Genomic DNA, 18,424 nt, shown 5'->3' with positions numbered 1-18,424 from the left:
GCATCCGGCGACCGGTGTGCCGGCCTTCAGCGGGGAGCGCTTTCCGGCTCTTGGCCGAATTTTTGCAGCCGGGCCGGATTGCTCCAGTCATCATAGCCCTGGGCATCGATCGCCGCCTCCAGGCTGTTCGGATCCAGTACCGCGGGCCGGGGGCTGCACAGGCCCGGCGGCAGGGTGTAGTCATAGACCACCCGCTCGTTCATGACCAGCGAGAAGGCGTCATCCCGGTCGGCGAAGGTGTCGTAACTGTTGCGCAGAGCGGCCATAATTCCGCCACCCTCACGCAGGCGATATACATCGTTGAGGCTCGAAAACCAGAACTCTTCGATGCCGGCGTACCTGTCCACCTCCCCCATTTCGAACAGGGTACCCTTGAACGCACTGGCTGGCAGGCTGAGTTGGCGGTTCTGCTTATATTTCCTGAGCCCCTTGCCGAACGCGGCAACGACCGCAGGTGCATGACGCTCGCGCCAATACTGATTGAACTCATCGAGCGACAGGCCAGGTTTTTTACGCAGAAAATGGACCAGCTTGATTCCGCCGGGAGTGAAACCTTCGGTTTCATGGATGACGTCCTCGGTCGCCAATGCAAGCTGGAAGGCGCTGTCGGTGAATTTATGCGGTTGCATGCGCAGCGGATAGTCACCGGATTTGAACGGCACCAGCAGATCCTCGAAGCTGTCGATCCAGTGCGAGGCAAAGGTCTCCCACCCCATCGACGACGGAGGAAACAGGAGCCGATCGCCGGCGATATCCTGAATCGCGAAATGCTGGATGTACTTGCGGAATGTGCGCATCACCGAAGGCGTGGTGATCATCAGGGCAACGTGAATCACCGCCCACTCGTAATAGCAACGCTCCAGGCTCTGCCCGGGCTGCCGGCGGCTGATGATATGAAACTGGATCATGGTTTTCTCCTGGTTGATGAACATCAGTTGGCCGTGCCGGCATTACTCCGTGACAGTCATATCGGTGGAACGCTCAGGCGATCGACGTGTAGCGTGCCGCACGTCCCCGGCCTTCCACCGAGAGGTCGGCGAAGGGGTTGCGCGCGGGATCCTTGACGACCTTATAGAGGGCATGAAGCTGGGGCAGGAACACCTCCCAGTTGCCGATTTCCTGCATGCAGTGCGTAGCCCACACCTTGCCGTCCTCGGCGGACTCTTTTTTCCGGGTACCGATCGCGGAAGATTTTCCAACCACACCGGAATCGGTCTTCTGCCATTGGTGCAGGCGATAGCCCAGAGGGTCAGGATCGGCAAGGCACTCTTCGCCCAGCCCCAGCCCGGCGACGATGGCGACGTGCTCGTAGCAGATGTAGTCGCGGATCTCGCCAGGCACGTCTTCCAGCTTCTCGAAGCGGATGTAGAGATTCTGGCGCCGACCGTCGTTCCAGGTCTGTGGTGCGATGTGGATCGAGCCACGGGGGTCGCCGTGCCGAGGCGGCACGGCCCACTGCAGGGCCTCGTGCTGTTCCGGATGCCACAGGATGAAGCCCTTTTCCATGTTGCTCCAGAACCAGTCGATCATCCGGGCAGTCACGTCCTCCAGTTGCCAGTCGACGTGCGTGCCGAGAGTGTCGTGGGCTACGCTGTAGATCATGTCGTTCTCCTGGTCCGGCCTGCGGCCGGGAAAATGAAAAGCAAGCAAAGCCCGCCCGCGCCGCTTGCCAGCGGCGGTGGTGGGGAAGATCGGGATCGATGGACTGTCGACGTGCTGCGCTCAGTCCTGCCGGCAGCCGGTCGCCGTGCGAAGCGGTACGGAGGGGATAGCTGCCGCGCCTGCATTCACCGCTGCCGGCACGGCAGCCGTGACCTTGCGTTCCAGCAGCCAGTACGCGAGCGACGGCAGCAGAATGAGGGCGCCGAGCATGTTCCACAGGAACATGAACGCCAGCAGCAGCCCCATGTCGGCCTGGAACTTGATCGGGCTGGCAACCCAGGTGACCACACCGATGGCCAGAGTCACCCCGGTGAGCATCACCACCTTGCCGGTGAAGAGCAGCGCCCGGTAATACGCTTCGGACAGGCTTTTGCCCGCACGCAACTGGGCGAGCGTCACCGACAGGATGTAGAGCGCGTAATCGATGCCGATCCCCACCCCCAGCGCGATGACGGGAAGCGTGGCCACCTTCACCCCCATGCCAAGCGCCACCATCAATGCCTCGGCCAGCACCGACGTGAGCATCAGGGGCAATACGGCCACCACCACCGCCCGCCATGAGCGAAAAGCGATGAAGGCAAGCACGACCACCGCGCCATACACCAGGAAGAGCATCTCACGCCAGGCGTCCTTGACCACGATGTTGGTCGCCGCCTCGATCCCCGCGCTCCCGGCCGTAAGCAGGAACTTCACTTCTTCGGTGTCGTTTTCCTGCGCAAACGCCTCGATGTAATCCACCACCTGCGCCAGCGTGTCGGCTTTATGGTCACGCAGGAAGACGTACAGGGTGAGCAGGCTACAACTGTCGTTGTAGAGACCGCGCGGCGCACCGGCTGTCACGGTGTTGAGCATGTCCTGGTTGGGCAGGAACTCGTACCACTTGGGGTTGCCCTCGTTCAGGCCTGCAAGCACGCGACGATTCAGCAGCGCCAGCGAATTGGTGGTCTCGACCCCACCGATCTGGCGCAGTTGCCACTCCAATGCATCGAGCTTGTTGAGCGTCTCATACTGCGAGCAGTAGCCATCGGGCGTCCTCACCATCACCGCGAGCACATCGCTGGAAGCACCGTAGGCTGCATTCATGAAGGCGACATCGCGGTTGTAACGGCTGTCGGGCCTGAGCTCGGGCGCCCCCGGATCGAGGTCGCCGATCTTCAGCTGAGTGCTGGCGATCATCCCCGCCGCCCCCATCACCGCGGCGACGAGCACCGCACCCGCAGCCGGTCCCCGCCGGGTGAAACGGTCGAGGAAGGCCCATACGGGGTGCTTGTCGGCGCCGGCCGCATCGGCCGTTTCTTCTCGCAGGCTGCGCGCAGCAGCCTTCGCGCTCACTCCGGTATAGGAGAGCAGGATGGGGAGCAGGATGAGATTGGTGAAGATCAGCACCGCCACCCCGATCGAGGCCGCGATCGCGAGTTCGCGGATGACCTGAATATCGATCACCAGCAGCACCGCAAAGCCCACCGCATCAGCCAGCAGCGCGGTCAGCCCGGCAAGGAACAGGCGCCGGAAAGTGAAACGCGCCGCCACGAGCTTGTCGATGCCGCGGCCGATATCCTGCATGATGCCGTTCATCTTCTGTGCCCCATGGCTCATGCCGATGGCAAAGACCAGGAAAGGCACCAGGATCGAGTACGGGTCGAGCACATAGCCCAGCGTGGGCAGCAGACCGAGCTGCCATACCACGGCGACCAGCGAGGCGGCCACCACGAGCAGCGTCGAGCGTACACAGCGGGTGTACCAGAACACCGTGGCGGTGGCGATGGCGACGGCAAGGGCAAAGAAGACGAGCACAACCCGCACGCCATCGATGAGGTCGCCCACCAACTTGGCGAAGCCGGTGATGTGAATCCCCACCCCTTCGGCCTCGTACTTTGTGCGCAACGCTTCCAGGTGCTCGGCGAAGACGGCATAGTCCAGTTCGCGCCCCCCGGCATCCCTGGCAAGAAGCGGTACATAGATGACGCTCGATCTGGCGTCGAGCGCAACGAGCTGGCCGATCTCGCCCGAGCGGGCAATATTCGCACGCAGCTGTTCGAGGCTTGCCGGGCTGCCATCGTAGCCATCCGGGATCACCGGCCCGCCCTCAAGGCCTTCCTCAGTCACGCCCACCCAGCGGGTCGCAGGCGTCCACAACGACTTCATCCTCACCCGATCAACGCCGGGCAGCAGGAAGATCTCATCGGACAGCCGCTGCAGCGCGTCGAGATAAGACGCGTCGTAAATCGTGCCCTCCGGGTTCTCGACGGCAACACGCACCGCGTTGCCGAGACCCGTGAGCTCGCTCTGGTAGCGGAGAAAGTTCTGGATGTAGGGATGGTGGGCCGGGATCGTCTTCTCGAAGCTTGCGTTGAGCTCGAGCTTGGTCGCCTGCCAGCCCAGGATCGCGGTAATGATCGCGCACAGAAGCACCACCACGAGCCGGTAGTTGAAGAGTGCCCGTTCGAGCAGGGAACCGGAATGCGGATCGAAGGCATCGGCCGCTTCGACATCGGACGAGGGGACGGGCTTCACTTCTGGTCTCCGGGTTTGACCGACACGGCACCATGAATGCCGAGTGCGAGGAGCGTGCCGTCAGGCTTGGGCAGCACGCCGTTCAGGGACGGCAGCGGCGTGGCATTCACCGGCACCAGCGCGCCATCCAATTCACCCAGCACCATACCGGCCTGGTTCACAAACACCGGGGATCCATCCGCCCGCAGCGCGGAGCCGGTGATCGAGGCCGGCATTGGCACCGGCAGTTGCATCCAGCTTGCGCCCGCATCCATGGAGCGCCAGACGTTGCCGCGCAGGCCAGCGGTGACGAAAACATCTTCAGCAGGAAGCTCCGCGGTGAAAAAGCTGCCGCCGTAGGGCGTCTGGATCGGTGCGAAAGTTCGCCCGCCATCCTCGGAGAATCGCACCAGGCCTTGCTCGCCCACCACCAGGAGACGCTCGCCATGGCGGCGGATCGCATACAGATGGAACCCGCGCGGGTTGTCCAGGCGATCCATCCACGAGGCCCATGTCCTGCCGCCATCGTCGGTGGCAAAAGCAAGTCCGTAGGCGCCAACGACCACGGCGCGCTGATGATCAAACACCAATACGTCGAGCAGGGGCTTGTCCGGTCCGTCCGCCACCAGCTGCTCGGCTTCGCGCACGGCCCTGGCCGCATCAGCCTTCTGCGCCGCCTCCAGTGCCATCCGGGCAATCTGCCGACCATCGAGGCGACGCTCCCAGGCCTGGCCTCCATCGCTGGTCGTGAGCACGGTGCCGCCATGACCGACAGCATAGCCATGGCGTGCGTCGGCAAACCGCACTGCGGTCAAGGTCACGCTCACCGGCACAGAGATCTGCTGCCAGCTCGCACCCTGGTCATCCGAGCGCACGATGATGCCGCGCTCGCCCACTGCAATGAGGCTGTCTCCAGCCTGCGCCGCACCCAGCAGTACCGCATGTGCGGCCTGCGCCGTCCGGACCGCCGGGCGATCGAGCGCATCGACCACCGGCCCGGCCGCAGACACGGCACCGGCCAGCAACGCTGCAAGCACCCCGAACGAGACCCGCCGCAGTCCCGCCAGACCAGAAAAAGTCGATTTCATCGTGTAACGGATTCCGTCTTGAAATAGCGTCGTTTCAGGCAGTGAGCCGCTACCCCACACCCATCAGGGTACCGACCCACTGCTGCACAAGCGCTCAGCGCACGCTCGAGCCGACCATCGCATCCGGAGAGAACACGCTGTCGGAGTAGCGTGGCTTGATCGGATACTGAGCGGCCTTGCTGTTGTAGAGATTGCCCACGAAAGCGTTGCCCGAAACCAGGTCATTAAAGCCGAACGCACCTACCGCCAATGCGGGCAGATCCGGCGCGACGAAGGTCTGTGACCACAGCGTCTTCCAGAGCTTGCCATTGGCATCCCAGCGGTCGCCGAGCACGCAGATCCAGGTGTCTTCATCGCAGTAATAGCGGCTTCGCGGAGCCTGATGGCGCTGCCCCTGGCGCAAGGTCGCCTCCACCACCCACACCCGATGCAGCTCCCAGCGCACAAAATCCGGGTTCAGATGATGCGGGGACAACACGGCGGCATCGGTTTCAGGCTGCAGCAGACGGTTCCCGTTGTAGGGGATGTACATTTCCTGCTTGCCGAGAAGCTTCCAGTCGAAACGATCCAGGCGCCCCTGCCAGGTCTCGATCTCGTCGAAGCTCATCAGCCCCGCTGTGGCCGGCGTGGGCGTGTCACAGCAGGCGTTGGGCAGTTTCCGGACCCGGCGCTGACCGGTCAGATACACCCAGGCCTGGCTCTTGCTACCATCGATGTTCTCGCGTCCGACAATCGCCTCGCCGGCGCGGATCGGCGGCCCGGAATTGAGTAAGTTGATCAGCCAGTAATCGTTACTCTTGGCGAACTGCTCGAGGCTGCCATCCTCGAAGTAATACGGCATCTGCTGATCGGCCATACCCTCGGTGGTCATCACGGCCTTGCCGGTCGCGAGCAGGTGATACTGGGTGATGTGGAACTGCCATGAACTGCCACGCCAACGCAGGATGTGGTTCCACATCACTTCGGCTCCATTCTGCGGGATCGGAAACGGAATACCGCCATAGGCCCCTTCGACCAGATCCCCCTCGAGCCGAGCACGGGTGGCGTTCTTGAAGGTGTTTTCATACACCCATTGCGGCGCCGCCGCGGTCCGGTGAGTGCGGTAAACATCGACACGGAACGTTTCCGGATACGTCTTCAGCATCGCCTTGGTGCCATCGGTGAGCTTGTCGGCGTACTGCTCGATGTTCTGCGCGCTGATCGAGAACAGTGGCTTCTCATCCTTGAACGGGTCACCACGCCGGCCACCGGGCTGATCGCCGGCGATCGGTTTCGTGTATCCACCCGTCCACGCCGGGATGGTACCGGCCGCGTTACCGGCTTTTTCACCACCCAGCGGAGTCAGCTCAGAGCTTGTGAGCTTTTCGGTTATGCCCACCGAAGGGGGCGCAAGTGGGCTTGTGACCGCCGTGGCGGCCAGATGATCTGTTCAGCATAAAGGCACTCGCGTTATCTGGTTTTTCGGGTCGTTTTTCGCCGTTTCGTACGTTCAAGCCCCGATTCCGGTCACTGCAGACGCACCTTTCCCGAGGGCGAGCATCTCCGGCGCGAGGCTGGCCATACGCATCAGGTTGTGGGCCAAGGCAAAGAACAGGACCACGCACTTGACCTTGGCCAGTCCGCGCACGCGGAACTGCTGCAGTCCCCGGTTGCGGCTTTGGGCATTGACGCACTCGGCGGTTGCGGCGCGGTTCTTATAGATCGCCTTGGCCTCGTCGGTCCCCATGCGCGCTCGCCACGCCGCCACCGCAGGACTGTCATCCGGCTTGGGCTGGTGCGGATCCACCGTCTTGTCCTTGGCCGCCGGCACCGGCCCGTACACCGTGGTGTGCGCGCTGGCTTGTTCGACCTGCTGGTGACCCACGAAGCCGCCATCGACCAGCCAGGCCTCGGGCGCCTGACCGCAACGCTCGCGCACCTGCTCGATCATCGGCACCATCTGACCCTGATCACTTCCCGCCGTGGCCACCTCGACGCCCACGATCACCAGCGAATCGACGTCGCTGGCCAACTGCGGGTTGTAGGCGGGCCGAAACCCGCCGTCGCCCATCTTCATGACCGTCGCCTCGGCATCGGTCGTCGAGGCGCGCGCCTGATCGGCGGCCTTGCCTTGGCGGCGCTTGATCGCTTCGAGCTCGGGCAAGCGCGCCAGCGCCTCAGCCACCCGGGCCTCGCGCTCACGGGCCGCGCGCAGCCGTGCCGCCTGACGAGCCCGATCGGCCTTGCCCGGGTCGGCTTCGAGCTCGGCCTTGAGTTGCGCAACCCGCTCGCGGGCCGCCTCCAGGTAGCCCGCGAGCTTGTCCTCGCGCCGGAACGATCCCGCCCCCGCGCTGGCCCGCACCCGCATGCCGTCATGCGCCACCTGGCGCAGCTTCACCACCCCGGCGTCGATCAGCGTTGCCACATTGGCGCTGAGCAACTCGTCGAGCGCCTCGCCGTGATCCTTCCGGAAGTCCGACAGCGTGTGGTAATTGACCTGCACCCCGCCGCACAACCAACGGTACGCATCATGCGCATCGGTCAGGCGCGCCACCTCGCGCGCGCTACCCACCCCGTCGAGCGTCGCGTACAGCCACAGCGACAGCAGGATCTCCGGCGCAATCGCCGCCCGACCAACCCCGCCCTCACGCACCCGGATCCGCTCATAGAAGCGCCCCAAGTCCTGCCCGGCCACATACGACCACACCAGCCGCGCCCGATGACCTTCCGGCAGCAGCGACTCGAGGTCGCTGGCGCGAAACTCCATCTGGCTGCGGTTCGGCAGAACCACGCGGGCGTGAGCTGTCATGACTGGGTTACCGGAGGGTGGCTGGAATGCAAGAATTATACCAAATGAATTGGCGGGAAATTTTCACAAACTCTCAGTCTTCAGGCGCGCAGCCTCTTCAGCGCTCACCGCGGCCAGGCCATCACCTGCCGAGAGTACGGCACATACCGCAGCTGTCAGGAACAGATATCGGGTCATGAAACAGTCTCCTCTTTACTTTTTCGAATGGACGATCCGGTACCGGATCAGAACGTCCGCCGCAGTGAAATCGCGATGTGATTACGATCGGCCAGCGGATTTCCGTCACCATATTCGGCATGCCCGCCCGGCGTGAGCAAGCCGGAATAATCGACGAACGGCACGGCCTTGCCCAGATAGTGGGTATAGATAACGCTGAACTGCCACACACTCAGGTAGTTACCTTCGATCCCGATCGTGGCCGCACCGCTGTCACGCGCATTCCACGGCGTGATCGCCGAATGTCCGTCCAGCGTATAGCGCACCCCGACCGGAATATTCAGGTCCAGCCCGGTCAACGCCTGACGGTACGTCGGCGTGTAGATGAACTGTACCGCAGTCGCACTGCGGGTGACGCCATGGTCAAGCTGATGATCCGGATCGTCGGTTTTGAGAACCCGATTCCATGCCAGCTCACCCACCAAGCTCGATTCGTTGGCGATGAAGTTCGGTCCGAATGAGGCCAGCCAGGACAGATTCACATGTGCGGTCCGGCCAGTAGCGTAGCGGGGTGCGGCAGAAAACGCAGACGGATACAGCATGTTCGTGCTGCGCAGCGGCATGTCCTTGCGAACCGAAGCCTCGAGCGCGAAGTTGACCTCACCAAAGGTATGCGAGACGCTCACCCCAGCCGTTTTGATCGCTTCGGGGAAAACGTAGTACCAGCGGCTATCGGCAGGATTGGACACGTTCAGGTCGCCGTAGAGTTGCCCCCCCTTGTCGTGGTAGCGGGCAAAGTAGAATCCGAGGTCGGTTTCACCCACACGCCATTTCAGTTGCAGGCCGAACTGCCCGGAATCGCTCGCCTCCTTGTTCTTGCCAGAATGCAGAACATAATTTCCGGCAATCGGCCCTGCGGGAATGCCCACCGATTCCGGCTGACTAGAGCCCCAAGGAATGTTCGCAGTCGAGAAATAGCTTCCCGCCGGCGGCAGGCGGTCTTCCTCCCAGCCGAACTGGACGTAGCCGCCCAGCGCAACATTCGGTGATAGCTGCAGTTGTGCCGATAGCTGCGGAACCGGACGGATGATTTCCTTGAACTGCGCGTTCGGCGAGGACAGCAACTTGTTGATGTCGATCGGCCCCTGTGCCCGGGCTATGCCGTTATCGCCAAAAAACAGGCTTTCTCCATACTGCAGTGCATGCTGTCCAAGTCGGACATTCAGCCGTTTTCCGGCGATGTCCCAACCTCCGAACACGAACGCGTCGAGCACCTCACCATCACCGCCACTCAGTCGCTGAGTACGGTCGGGAAACTCGTCGAGCGGATTCTGGCCATTGACCGGCCCCAGCGCATCGCTCGCGCGGTGATAGTAATCGTCATACCAGGCAGCCCCGGATATCCGCAGCCCGAACTGACGCTGGTAGACCACGTCAAGCTCACTCAGAAGATCGACCCGGGCCGATGCGAACCCGCGCTTGCGGAAATTGTCATCGCCGGCGTTGAAGTTCAGCGCCTGCGGAAATGCCGACGCGGGGACTCCCGGCACCAATAGTCGATACGGATCGACCAGCTTCGCATCCGCACTTTCGGTTCGATAGACCGTGCTCAATTTGACGGTATTGTCGAACCGAACCTGAAGATCCGGGTTGCCCGTGTCCAGATTCAGCGCATATGCGCCTCCTGAGCCCCCCCATCCGCCGGCCCATAGCACAACTGCGACAAGGCGCAGCCTTGGGCGCCAGGGGCGGTACGAATCCTTTTTTTCTACCCTCATCATCGTCTCCTTCGTAGCTTCGTGGTGGATATGACGCCATTGACGACATCCCGGCACGGACGCCTACTGCCCGGATTGCGGCATCTCGCAGCCGGTTGCACCCTCCTCAGGCGCTGGAACAATTTCCATGTTTCGATCACGCATGAACGCTTCTACCGGTGCAGTCGACCGGGTCAGCTTGTCCTTCTTTTCGTTGCTGGCCTCTGATTACCGATCGGCGCACGACTAAGCCGATGAGGCGAGAGCCTCCAGCTTCACGGCCGCCTGCGGCACTCTCGAAAAACAGAAAAACGAGAGCACTGCGATCACCACTGCGGCATAACCGAGGCTGGAATACCCGAACGCTTTCACCAGCGCCCCGCCCAGTACAGGCCCAATCGCGGCCCCCATCATCATCATTGCAGGGGTTGCCGCGGCAGCACGACCGCTGGAGTCGAGCCGGGACAGCAGGCCGAACGCGTAGGTATGGGTGAAGATGATCACCGCTGCAAAAATCGACGCGGCAATCGCGTAAGGCACGAAAGTCAGGCTCTGGCTGATGACGAGCACGATTGCAGCCTGTGTCACCGGCCCGGCAAGCACCACCCTTCGCGCCGGCAGGCGACGTTCGAGCCATGCTGCCAGCGGAGCAGGAAGCAAGTTGACGATACCGATCGTGAACAGTACGCCGGCCACCGCCTCCAGGCCGAAGCCGCGGTCACTGCCGATTCGCTCCAGAAAGCTGAACATCATGGCCTGGATGAGCGACATGCAGCTGATCCCGACGATGACCGCCCACACCGCGGGATCAAGCCGACTGAAGCCCGCCGTCGCATCCTCGGTAGTCCTTTCCGGCAGGGGGAAGGTGAGCATGGTGACGATGCTCGCCACGGCCATGATCCCGGCCAAAACGGCGAACAACATCGGGCCACCATGAACGGAGAGCAGCTTGGGCATACTGCCCAGGAAGACAATGGCGAAGATGCTGAGCGCCATGCCGGCGAAGGCGAATATGCGGTGCGGTCGGTAGCTGCGGCCGATCGTTCCATGTGTGAACGTCAGGCTGCAACCGACGGCGACACCGGCCAGTGCATGCAGCCCGGCCATCATGACGTAATCATCAGCGCCGGCATAAATACCGAAGAAGGCAAGCGCTGCGATGGCAAATCCAGCAGGAGCGGCCACCTTCCCCGAAATTCGATTGAACCGCGGGGCAAAAAACAAGCTGCTGACGACCACGCTAGCCAGGAAAAAAGTCGGAAGAGCCCCCCCACGCAGAGGATCCAGCCCATACCAAGCAATGAGGCTGCCGACCCAGACGGGCAACGCCACCAGATCCACCATGCCGGCGCAGTGCGCAACCAAAAGCGCACCCCGTCCTTTCCAGCCTGTGCTCTCACCCATGCTGCCTCCCGACCGATGCTAAAGATTGACCAAATCCTTGCCTTTCAGCGCCAACCGTTCCCGCGCCTCGGCAGGGGTGGCGATCTCGAGCCCCAGCTCTTCCAGGATGTGGCGGATTTTCGCGACTTGTTCCGCATTGCTCGAGGCCAACTTGCCCCGGCCGATGAAGAGCGAATCCTCCAGCCCTACGCGCACGTTGCCCCCCAGCATGGCCGCCTGCGTGGTGAGTGGCATCTGGTGGCGGCCGGCGGCCAGCACCGACCAAACGTAGTCGTCCCCAAACAGGCGGTCGGCGGTGCGACGCATGAACAGCACGTTGTCCGGATCGGCACCGATGCCGCCGAGGATGCCGATCACGCTCTGGATGAACAGCGGCGGCTTGACCAGGCCACGGTCGAGGAAATAGGCGAGGTTATAGAGATGTCCGATGTCGTAGCACTCATGCTCGTAGCGAGTGCCGTAATCCGACATCAGGGAATAGATGCGCGCAACGTCGGCGAACGTGTTGCGGAAGATGAACCCTTCGCTGTTGGCGACGTACTGCTTTTCCCACGGGAATTGCCATTGTTCGACCTTGGCGCCCATCGGATGAAAGGCGAAATTCATCGAACCCACGTTGAGCGAGCACATCTCGGGCTTGAAGCGCAAGGCCGCGGCGAGGCGCTGCTCTACCGTCATCTCCGGACTGCCGCCGGTGGTCAGGTTGATCACCGCGTCGGTGGCCTCGTGGATGAGGGGCAGGAACTGGGCGAACACCTCCGGATTTCCGGTCGGCGCACCGGTCTGCGGGTCACGTGCATGAAGATGAAGAATGGCGGCGCCGGCATTGGCGGCATCGATCGCCTGGCGGGCGATGTCCTCCGGCTTGTAGGGCAGAGCCCCGGACTGAGTGGGGGTATGGATCGCCCCCGTGACGGCGCAGGTGATGATCACCTTGCTGGACCGCTTGGCCATGTATCTGCCTCCGTTGAAACACTCGACACTCGGATGCGGGCAAGTGCCCGCATCCTCGTCCATGGTGCGGCGTGCGCCGCTTATTGGTGTTGCTCGTTGAGCACTTTCAGATGCGCCAGCACCCGTTGCCGTAGGCTGGCCTGATCTTCCGCGGACCAGCGCCGGAACCCTTCCCCGCTCTTCATCCCCAGCCGGCCGCTAGAGACCAGTTCGCGGAGGTAGGGCTGCGCTTCGGCACTGCGATCCAGATCGGGCAGCACAGTGTCGTGGATCGCGAGCGTCAGGTCGGTGCCGACCAGATCGGCGTTTTCCAGCGGACCCAGTACGGCCAGACGGCGACCGAAGCTGGACTTGACCACGGTATCGACCGTTTCCGCATCACAGACACCGCTCTGCACCAGTGCGATGGCTTCGCGCCACAAGGCATGCTGGAGGCGGTTGCCGACGAAACCGGGCACGTCTTTGCGCACCGTGACCGGCGTCTTGCCCGCGGCCGCGAGCAGTTCGGTCATCCGCTGCATGCTCTCGGCACTGGTGTCGGCGGTCTGGATCACTTCGACCAATGGAACGAGATAGGGGGGATTCCACCAGTGCGTCCCGAGCGCGCGATCCCGGTGACGAAGACCGCCCATGATGCGACTGATCGGAATCACCGAGGTGTTGCTCGCGAGCAGGGCCGTGCGCGGTGCGAATGTCTCGATTTCGGCGAACAGCTGCTGCTTGAGTTGCAGGTTCTCCGGCCCCGCTTCGAATACGACGTCGGCGTCGCATACGGCGTCGGCAAGCACAGCACATAGCTCGATCCCTGCTGCCGCAGACGGGTCCTGACCGAGATCGACCAGGTTGTCGCGGACTCGCCGATGCACACCGGCCAATGCCTGAGCGGAAGCATCGTGAATCCGGACAGCATGGCCATGGACCGCGAAGACCTGGGCGATACCGTGCCCCATGAGACCGGCACCGATGATGGCTACATGCACTTTTCCCATCATCGGTCAGCCCGCCGTATAGCCGCCATCGGCATAAATGGTGTGCCCGGTATGGAAGTCCGACGCCCGCGAGGCCAGGAACAACAAGGGGCCGGCAAGGTCTTCCGGCTCACCGAGGCGGCCGAGCGGGATGCGCGCCAGCATTCCCTCGCGGGTCGCGTTGCCTCTTTCCGTATCTTCGAACATCCAGGCGGTGAGGGCGGAGCGGAAGACGGTGGGCGCAATCGCATTGACGGTAATGCCGTACTTTCCCCATTCGCAGCCCAGCGCGCGCGTCAGCCCGTCGGTCGCAGCCTTCGATGCGCAATAAGCGGAATACCCTGCCGGATGCCCGAGCTTGCCGCGCGCCGAAGACATCAGAATGATTTTGCCGCCCCGCCCCTGCTCGATCGCTCGCCGGCCAAAGGAACGACACAGCAGCCACGCACCGGTGACGTTGCCAGCCATAACGTTCTCGAAACGCGCCAGCGACATGTCGACGATCGGGCAAGGGTCGTTCAGGCCCGAGCCCACGACCAGAATATCCACCCCGCCGAAACGATCTACCGCCAACTGGGTGATGGCCTCACAGTCGGCCTCGGTATTGGGACGGCGACAGATCGTGGCCACTTCCGCCCCGACCTCACGGCACTGAAGCGCGGTGCGCTCGAGGTCCTCGGCCTTGCCCGCGGCAAGTACCATCCGTGCGCCTGCCGCAGCCAGCACCCGCGCGGCAAGCGCGCCAAAGGCGCCCGATGCACCGGTGACGATCGCCACCTTGCCCCCGATCTCGAAAAGGCGGGCCGGATTGCGCAGATAATCGCTCATGTCGCGTTCTCCGGATAAGGCATCACCACCAGAATGCTGGCGACGGCATTGCTTATATTCTTCACTTCACGGATTTCGCCGGGCCCGATGCAGCAGCTGTCCATCGGCCCGAGCACGGCCGTCTCACCCTTGCAATGCAGGGCGATTTCTCCGCTCAGCACCACATAGACCTTCTCCAGAGGCGACGAGTCGGGGCCCGCGCCCCCACCGGGCAGGTAATGGGACAAACCCACCCAGAATTTCTGCGGGCCACCTTCTTCGAATCCCTGCAGGCGCAGCGACCCCACGTCGTGATGGTTGGGGGCCGAATAGGGCGCAGCATCCCCGATTCGCTTGATCCGCATGTCAGCCCCGCCCCGTTTCGATGCGGTAGTCCCCTGTTGGATCAACAATCGCGACAAGGCGAATCATGCAGCCGTCCCCCTTCGTCCACCGCAACGGCATGGCGACAAAGGTGCAGCGCTTGCCGGTCACGCGGTCGATATCGCCGCCGACATTCTCGATCCCGCAGATCCCGGCCGATAGCACCGCGCGGTGGCACGGCTCCCACTCCGGGAAGTCCTCCTGAACATCGCGTCCGGTTTCGCGCTTGTATTCGGCGCACACTTGCGGCAGCAAGCCGTGCGGATAGGCGGGGCCGTGCGGCCCCATCGCGGTCGCCAGTGGATGGTCCAGGGCCTGGGTGTCGGTACCGACCATCTTGACCTTCTTCGCGGCAAACCACTCCCCTGCTTCCTTGTAAAAGCCCGGTGAATAACCGTAGTAGGTCGGATTGTCGCCGTAGTATTTGTGCCAGCCGGTATTGACGATGACGATGTCGCCCTCGCGAATCTGCGGGGTCGCCTTTTCAAGATCATCGGCCGTAATCACTCCCCATTTTCCCTTCGGAATCGACACCACCACACCCGTGCCGAAGAAATGGGGAAGCGGAATCTCATCCATGAAGGGCGTATCGCACACGACGTGCGCAGGGGCATCCATGTGCGTGCCCGAGTGCATCGTGTTGGTGATGCGCTGGGTGAGTACGCCGGACTTGGCCATCGTGTGCAGGCGTTCGATCTTCACGTCCTCGAAATACGGCCAGCAGGGTTGCCCAAGCCCCCACGGATGGCTCAGGTCGTAGAACTCCAGCCCCATGCTGTTCTTCAGGTTTTCCTCGAACTCGATGCCACGGACGGTGACGGACATGTGCTTGTCTCCTTGATCCAGTTAGGGTCGGATCCATGCAGCGATGCTTTTTGCTGAATTGCTTCATGTATCGCCATGCGGTATCCTTGCACCGCATTATGGAGATAGAGAAAGCTTTGTCAACCATTTGTCCGCTTTATTTATCTGCATTGCGGTGCATCAGTATTGCATTGCGGTGCAGTATACAGTCTATGGATATCCAATATGGAAAAAACCGCCTTCCCTGCAGCGCCAGGTGAAGTTGCATCGGAACGCCGCAGCATTCAGGTCATCTCGCGTGCCGCAACGATCCTGCGGGCACTCGAAAAGCATCCAAAAGGCCTGTCGCTGGGTGAAATAGCGAAGCTCGTCGCGCTACCCCGTTCGACGGTGCAACGCATCGTCGATGCGCTCGACCGGGAAAACCTGCTCATCGCCTCATCGGCCGCGCACGGGGTCAGGCTCGGTCCCGCCTTGCTGCCGCTGGCTGCAGCCACGCATTTCGAAGTGGCCGATCTCATGCGACCGACACTCGAAGCGCTGACCAGGGAAACGGGGGAGAGCGTCGACCTAGCCGTCATCGACCAGGACAAGGTGGTATTCGTCGATCAGGTGACGGGAAGGTATCGCCTGAGTGCCGTCTCCGCAGTCGGCGTTTCATTCCCACTGCATTGCTCGGCCAACGGCAAGGCGGCGCTGGCGGCCATGGACAAGGCCGAACTGGCCCGGTTGAGGAAATACATGGCACTCGTTCCCCATACCCCCCATACCATCAGGACGTGGGAGGAACTGGAGCGGGACATCGCCCGGATCCGGGCGGCCGGCGTGGCGCTCGACCACGAAGAAAACTCGATTGGTATATGTGCGGCGGCTATTGCCTTCCGTACGCCTGCAGGAGAACTGGCGGCCATTTCAATTCCCGTTCCCAGCCAGCGCTTTGCCGCAAAGGAGGAAGCCCTGGTCTCGCTCTTGCAACGCCAGCGGGAAAGCATCCGTCAGATGCTGGAACGATAAAGGCACCGTCAGGCGCAGCTCGCTTCCCGCATGTCGATTTCTTCCGTCTGGAGCATCCTTCTGGCTCGGCCGTCGATCGGATAGCATACGATCCTGTTGCGTCGACGCAGGACACCTCCATGAAGACCGATTACGAAGAAAAAATCCCCGGCAGCGGAAGCGCGGCTGAAGAGCGTTCCGGCATCCAAGTCATTTCCCGCGCTGCAGCTGTCCTGCGTGCGCTGGAAGGCCGGACGGAAGGTCTCAGCCTGGGTGCCATCGCCAAGGAAGTCGGTCTGCCGCGCTCGACGGTGCAGCGTATCGTCAGCGCCCTGGAGACCGAAAAGTTCGTCATCGCGGCCTCCCCCGAAAAAGGGGTCCGGCTCGGCCCCGGACTCGTCACCCTTGGCTCAGCCGCGAAGGCCGAACTCGACCACATCGTCCGCCCTTATCTGCAACGCCTGTCAGAAGCCCTCAATGAAACCGTCGATCTATCGATGCTCGATCGCCACGTGATGGTATTCATCGATCAAGCCGTCTCGCGGTCTCACCGGCTGCAGGCAGTATCCGCAACAGGGGTCACGTTCCCGCCCCATTGCTGCGCCAACGGCAAGGCCGTTCTGGCCCGGCTCGGCGCAGATGAACTCAATGCGGTCCTGAAGGGCAGGCTGCACGCAGCCACACGCAACACCATCACTTCACGCGAGAAACTGGCAGAGGAACTCGAGCAGGTTCGAAAGACCGGTCTAGCCCTGGACAGGGAAGAGCAGACGGAAGGAATCTGCGCTATCGGCGCTGCCATCCGGGACCCGGGCGGTCGCCTGCTGGCCCTATCCGTCCCCGTCCCGAGTGTGCGCTTCTATGGCAATGAACAGAGGCTCGGCGAAGCCGTGCTTGAATATTGCCGGCTGATCGAAACTGCACTCGGCTGCTGACCACCGCGCTGCTCGACCGGCTGACGCATCACTGTCACATCGTCGAGACCGGCAACCAGTCGTACCGCTTCCGGGCGAGCGCCGCGACGGCCATGTCATGCATCAAGGCGCGCGAGCAGAGCCGGCGCGGGGCAATCTCGGAAACGGAGCCATTCTGAGCGAGGTGCCGCACGCCACTGCGAACCACTCGCATATCAAAAGGACGAGAGTTTGGTCGGAGGCGTGCGCTACACTGGCCGATAGCCGCAAAAATGACATTCGGCTAAATTCCCCGGGTAAAATTCAACGCGCACCGCTGGGTACTTTTAGACGCGCGCCGACACCCGCGAAAACTGGGTAGTTTTCAGTGCGCGTCAACACGTAGATGCCTCCACCCCTTCGGCCGTGGGAAAGCGAGCGAGTGCATCCGGGCGGCAACTCCCCGGTCACACGCGCTATTTCAACCACCACCGCGCAGCCTACGGCCACCACTGGCTGGTGATAGTCCAGGCAAATCCAGGGGGTTCCATCACCGTTGCCTCAGCAGGCAGAATCGTGGATCATTGAGAATGATTCACATTAATATTTTTACCTGCATGTAGTGACTTCGGCCATCGTGCAGATTGAGGGCTGGCTGTGAACGCAACGGACTCTGCTTCCTCTCCTACCATCGCAATGCTCTACACCGACCACCATGCCTGGCTACAGGCGTGGCTCCGCCGCCGTTTGGGCAACGCCGCCGACGCAGCAGACCTCGCCCACGACGCTTTCATCCGTTTGATCGACAGACCGTGTCGCTTCGACAGCGCGCCGGAGGCCCGCGGCTACCTGCGCAGCATGGCCAACGGCCTATGCGTCGATCTCTGGCGCCGCCGCAGCATCGAACAGGCCTGGCTCGACACGCTCGCCGCCCAGCCCGAGGCCGTGGCGCCCTCGGCCGAGCACCAGTCCATCGTGCTCGAAACCCTCTACGAGATCGACACCCTGCTGCGCAGCCTGCCGTCCAGGGCCGCCCAGGCCTTCGTGATGACCGTGGCCTGCGGCATGACGTACAGGGAAGTCGCCCAGGAACTGGGCGTCTCGGTGCGCATGGTGGCCAAGTATGTGGCCAAGGCCACGCTGCACTGCCTGCGCCTCGAAGCATCGCAGGCAATGGAAGCGCTGCCCCAGGGCGGATTCGCGCCGTGCGATGCGGCACCCGTTCCCGTCGTTGCCTGACGACACGGTCTGCGCCCTGGCCCCATCGTGCCCT

Annotated in this window: 16 protein-coding genes and 1 pseudogene; 4 read left to right on the top strand and 13 right to left on the bottom strand. The window is 62.6% G+C overall.

Going from position 1 to position 18,424, the window contains the following annotated elements; translation table 11 throughout:
• Nucleotides 1-26: 26 nt before the first annotated feature.
• The 13 genes from Tharo_RS00885 to Tharo_RS00825 all read right to left on the bottom strand — a co-directional run bounded on the left by Tharo_RS00885 (nucleotide 27) and on the right by Tharo_RS00825 (nucleotide 15,286).
• Nucleotides 27-932: an EthD domain-containing protein gene (locus Tharo_RS00885; RefSeq protein ID WP_107219585.1), complete on the bottom strand. Its 906-nt coding sequence runs from the start codon at nucleotides 930-932 to the stop codon at nucleotides 27-29.
• Nucleotides 933-981: 49 nt separating this feature from the next.
• The gene (locus Tharo_RS00880) at nucleotides 982-1,602 is read right to left on the bottom strand and encodes a hypothetical protein (RefSeq protein WP_107219584.1); all 621 of its coding nucleotides are present in this window, start codon (nucleotides 1,600-1,602) and stop codon (nucleotides 982-984) included.
• Nucleotides 1,603-1,722: 120 nt separating this feature from the next.
• A complete protein-coding gene (locus tag Tharo_RS00875; protein WP_107219583.1) occupies nucleotides 1,723-4,176 on the bottom strand; it encodes an efflux RND transporter permease subunit in 2,454 nt (817 codons plus the stop codon).
• A complete protein-coding gene (locus Tharo_RS00870) occupies nucleotides 4,173-5,243 on the bottom strand; it encodes a WD40/YVTN/BNR-like repeat-containing protein (protein ID WP_107219582.1) in 1,071 nt (356 codons plus the stop codon). Before Tharo_RS00870 ends, Tharo_RS00875 begins: the two co-directional genes overlap by 4 nt.
• A gap of 94 nt (nucleotides 5,244-5,337) precedes the next feature.
• Complete coding sequence (locus tag Tharo_RS00865; RefSeq protein ID WP_211309637.1) at nucleotides 5,338-6,621, bottom strand: DUF1329 domain-containing protein; 1,284 nt, start codon at nucleotides 6,619-6,621, stop codon at nucleotides 5,338-5,340.
• Nucleotides 6,622-6,732: 111 nt separating this feature from the next.
• Nucleotides 6,733-8,031 (bottom strand): IS1182 family transposase, encoded by a 1,299-nt coding sequence (locus Tharo_RS00860; RefSeq protein ID WP_107219580.1) that lies wholly within the window; start codon nucleotides 8,029-8,031, stop codon nucleotides 6,733-6,735.
• Nucleotides 8,032-8,255: 224 nt separating this feature from the next.
• Complete coding sequence (locus Tharo_RS00855) at nucleotides 8,256-9,968, bottom strand: DUF1302 domain-containing protein (RefSeq protein WP_107219579.1); 1,713 nt, start codon at nucleotides 9,966-9,968, stop codon at nucleotides 8,256-8,258.
• Nucleotides 9,969-10,190: 222 nt separating this feature from the next.
• Nucleotides 10,191-11,348 (bottom strand): MFS transporter, encoded by a 1,158-nt coding sequence (locus Tharo_RS00850; RefSeq protein ID WP_107219578.1) that lies wholly within the window; start codon nucleotides 11,346-11,348, stop codon nucleotides 10,191-10,193.
• Nucleotides 11,349-11,366: 18 nt separating this feature from the next.
• Nucleotides 11,367-12,365, bottom strand: coding sequence for a 3,5-dioxohexanoate:acetyl-CoA acetone transferase (gene kce / locus Tharo_RS00845; RefSeq protein ID WP_245880966.1), 999 nt, complete (start codon nucleotides 12,363-12,365; stop codon nucleotides 11,367-11,369).
• Nucleotides 12,366-12,382: 17 nt separating this feature from the next.
• Complete coding sequence (locus Tharo_RS00840; RefSeq protein WP_211309636.1) at nucleotides 12,383-13,294, bottom strand: 3-hydroxyacyl-CoA dehydrogenase family protein; 912 nt, start codon at nucleotides 13,292-13,294, stop codon at nucleotides 12,383-12,385.
• 3 nt (nucleotides 13,295-13,297) lie between these two features.
• Nucleotides 13,298-14,098: an SDR family NAD(P)-dependent oxidoreductase gene (locus Tharo_RS00835; RefSeq protein WP_107219576.1), complete on the bottom strand. Its 801-nt coding sequence runs from the start codon at nucleotides 14,096-14,098 to the stop codon at nucleotides 13,298-13,300.
• Nucleotides 14,095-14,442: a cupin domain-containing protein gene (locus tag Tharo_RS00830; RefSeq protein WP_107219575.1), complete on the bottom strand. Its 348-nt coding sequence runs from the start codon at nucleotides 14,440-14,442 to the stop codon at nucleotides 14,095-14,097. Before Tharo_RS00830 ends, Tharo_RS00835 begins: the two co-directional genes overlap by 4 nt.
• A 1-nt stretch (nucleotide 14,443) precedes the next feature.
• Nucleotides 14,444-15,286 (bottom strand): cyclase family protein, encoded by an 843-nt coding sequence (locus tag Tharo_RS00825; protein WP_170110002.1) that lies wholly within the window; start codon nucleotides 15,284-15,286, stop codon nucleotides 14,444-14,446.
• Nucleotides 15,287-15,490: 204 nt separating this feature from the next.
• On the opposite strand from Tharo_RS00825, the gene Tharo_RS00820 reads away from it, so the two are divergent.
• The 4 genes and pseudogenes from Tharo_RS00820 to Tharo_RS00805 all read left to right on the top strand — a co-directional run bounded on the left by Tharo_RS00820 (nucleotide 15,491) and on the right by Tharo_RS00805 (nucleotide 18,390).
• Nucleotides 15,491-16,279, top strand: coding sequence for an IclR family transcriptional regulator (locus Tharo_RS00820; protein WP_107219574.1), 789 nt, complete (start codon nucleotides 15,491-15,493; stop codon nucleotides 16,277-16,279).
• A 119-nt stretch (nucleotides 16,280-16,398) separates the two neighbouring features.
• The gene (locus Tharo_RS00815) at nucleotides 16,399-17,193 is read left to right on the top strand and encodes an IclR family transcriptional regulator (protein ID WP_107219573.1); all 795 of its coding nucleotides are present in this window, start codon (nucleotides 16,399-16,401) and stop codon (nucleotides 17,191-17,193) included.
• Nucleotides 17,190-17,351 (top strand): annotated as a pseudogene (locus Tharo_RS00810) (ATP-binding protein); the annotation flags it as partial. The gene Tharo_RS00815 and the pseudogene Tharo_RS00810, both read left to right, overlap by 4 nt.
• 496 nt (nucleotides 17,352-17,847) lie before the next feature.
• Entirely contained in the window at nucleotides 17,848-18,390 is a 543-nt protein-coding gene (locus Tharo_RS00805; protein ID WP_211309635.1) for a sigma-70 family RNA polymerase sigma factor, read from the top strand.
• Nucleotides 18,391-18,424 lie beyond the last annotated feature (34 nt).

Origin of the sequence: Thauera aromatica K172 (assembly GCF_003030465.1) — a bacterium.
GTDB classification, from domain to species: Bacteria; Pseudomonadota; Gammaproteobacteria; order Burkholderiales; family Rhodocyclaceae; genus Thauera; species Thauera aromatica.
Note: the sequence above shows the minus strand (reverse complement) of the source record. Positions and strands in the feature narration are given on the sequence as shown.

What these genes read in the sequence shown, in the direction of transcription:
- Tharo_RS00885 (WP_107219585.1), bottom strand. Translation starts at nt 932, where the DNA reads ATGTTCATCAACCAGGAGAAAACCATGATCCAGTTTCATATCATCAGC.
- Tharo_RS00880 (WP_107219584.1), bottom strand. Translation starts at nt 1,602, where the DNA reads ATGATCTACAGCGTAGCCCACGACACTCTCGGCACGCACGTCGACTGG.
- Tharo_RS00870 (WP_107219582.1), bottom strand. Translation starts at nt 5,243, where the DNA reads ATGAAATCGACTTTTTCTGGTCTGGCGGGACTGCGGCGGGTCTCGTTC.
- Tharo_RS00860 (WP_107219580.1), bottom strand. Translation starts at nt 8,031, where the DNA reads ATGACAGCTCACGCCCGCGTGGTTCTGCCGAACCGCAGCCAGATGGAG.
- Tharo_RS00855 (WP_107219579.1), bottom strand. Translation starts at nt 9,968, where the DNA reads ATGATGAGGGTAGAAAAAAAGGATTCGTACCGCCCCTGGCGCCCAAGG.
- Tharo_RS00850 (WP_107219578.1), bottom strand. Translation starts at nt 11,348, where the DNA reads ATGGGTGAGAGCACAGGCTGGAAAGGACGGGGTGCGCTTTTGGTTGCG.
- kce (WP_245880966.1), bottom strand. Translation starts at nt 12,365, where the DNA reads ATGGACGAGGATGCGGGCACTTGCCCGCATCCGAGTGTCGAGTGTTTC.
- Tharo_RS00840 (WP_211309636.1), bottom strand. Translation starts at nt 13,294, where the DNA reads ATGATGGGAAAAGTGCATGTAGCCATCATCGGTGCCGGTCTCATGGGG.
- Tharo_RS00835 (WP_107219576.1), bottom strand. Translation starts at nt 14,098, where the DNA reads ATGAGCGATTATCTGCGCAATCCGGCCCGCCTTTTCGAGATCGGGGGC.
- Tharo_RS00830 (WP_107219575.1), bottom strand. Translation starts at nt 14,442, where the DNA reads ATGCGGATCAAGCGAATCGGGGATGCTGCGCCCTATTCGGCCCCCAAC.
- Tharo_RS00825 (WP_170110002.1), bottom strand. Translation starts at nt 15,286, where the DNA reads ATGTCCGTCACCGTCCGTGGCATCGAGTTCGAGGAAAACCTGAAGAAC.
- Tharo_RS00820 (WP_107219574.1), top strand. Translation starts at nt 15,491, where the DNA reads ATGGAAAAAACCGCCTTCCCTGCAGCGCCAGGTGAAGTTGCATCGGAA.
- Tharo_RS00815 (WP_107219573.1), top strand. Translation starts at nt 16,399, where the DNA reads ATGAAGACCGATTACGAAGAAAAAATCCCCGGCAGCGGAAGCGCGGCT.
- Tharo_RS00805 (WP_211309635.1), top strand. Translation starts at nt 17,848, where the DNA reads ATGCTCTACACCGACCACCATGCCTGGCTACAGGCGTGGCTCCGCCGC.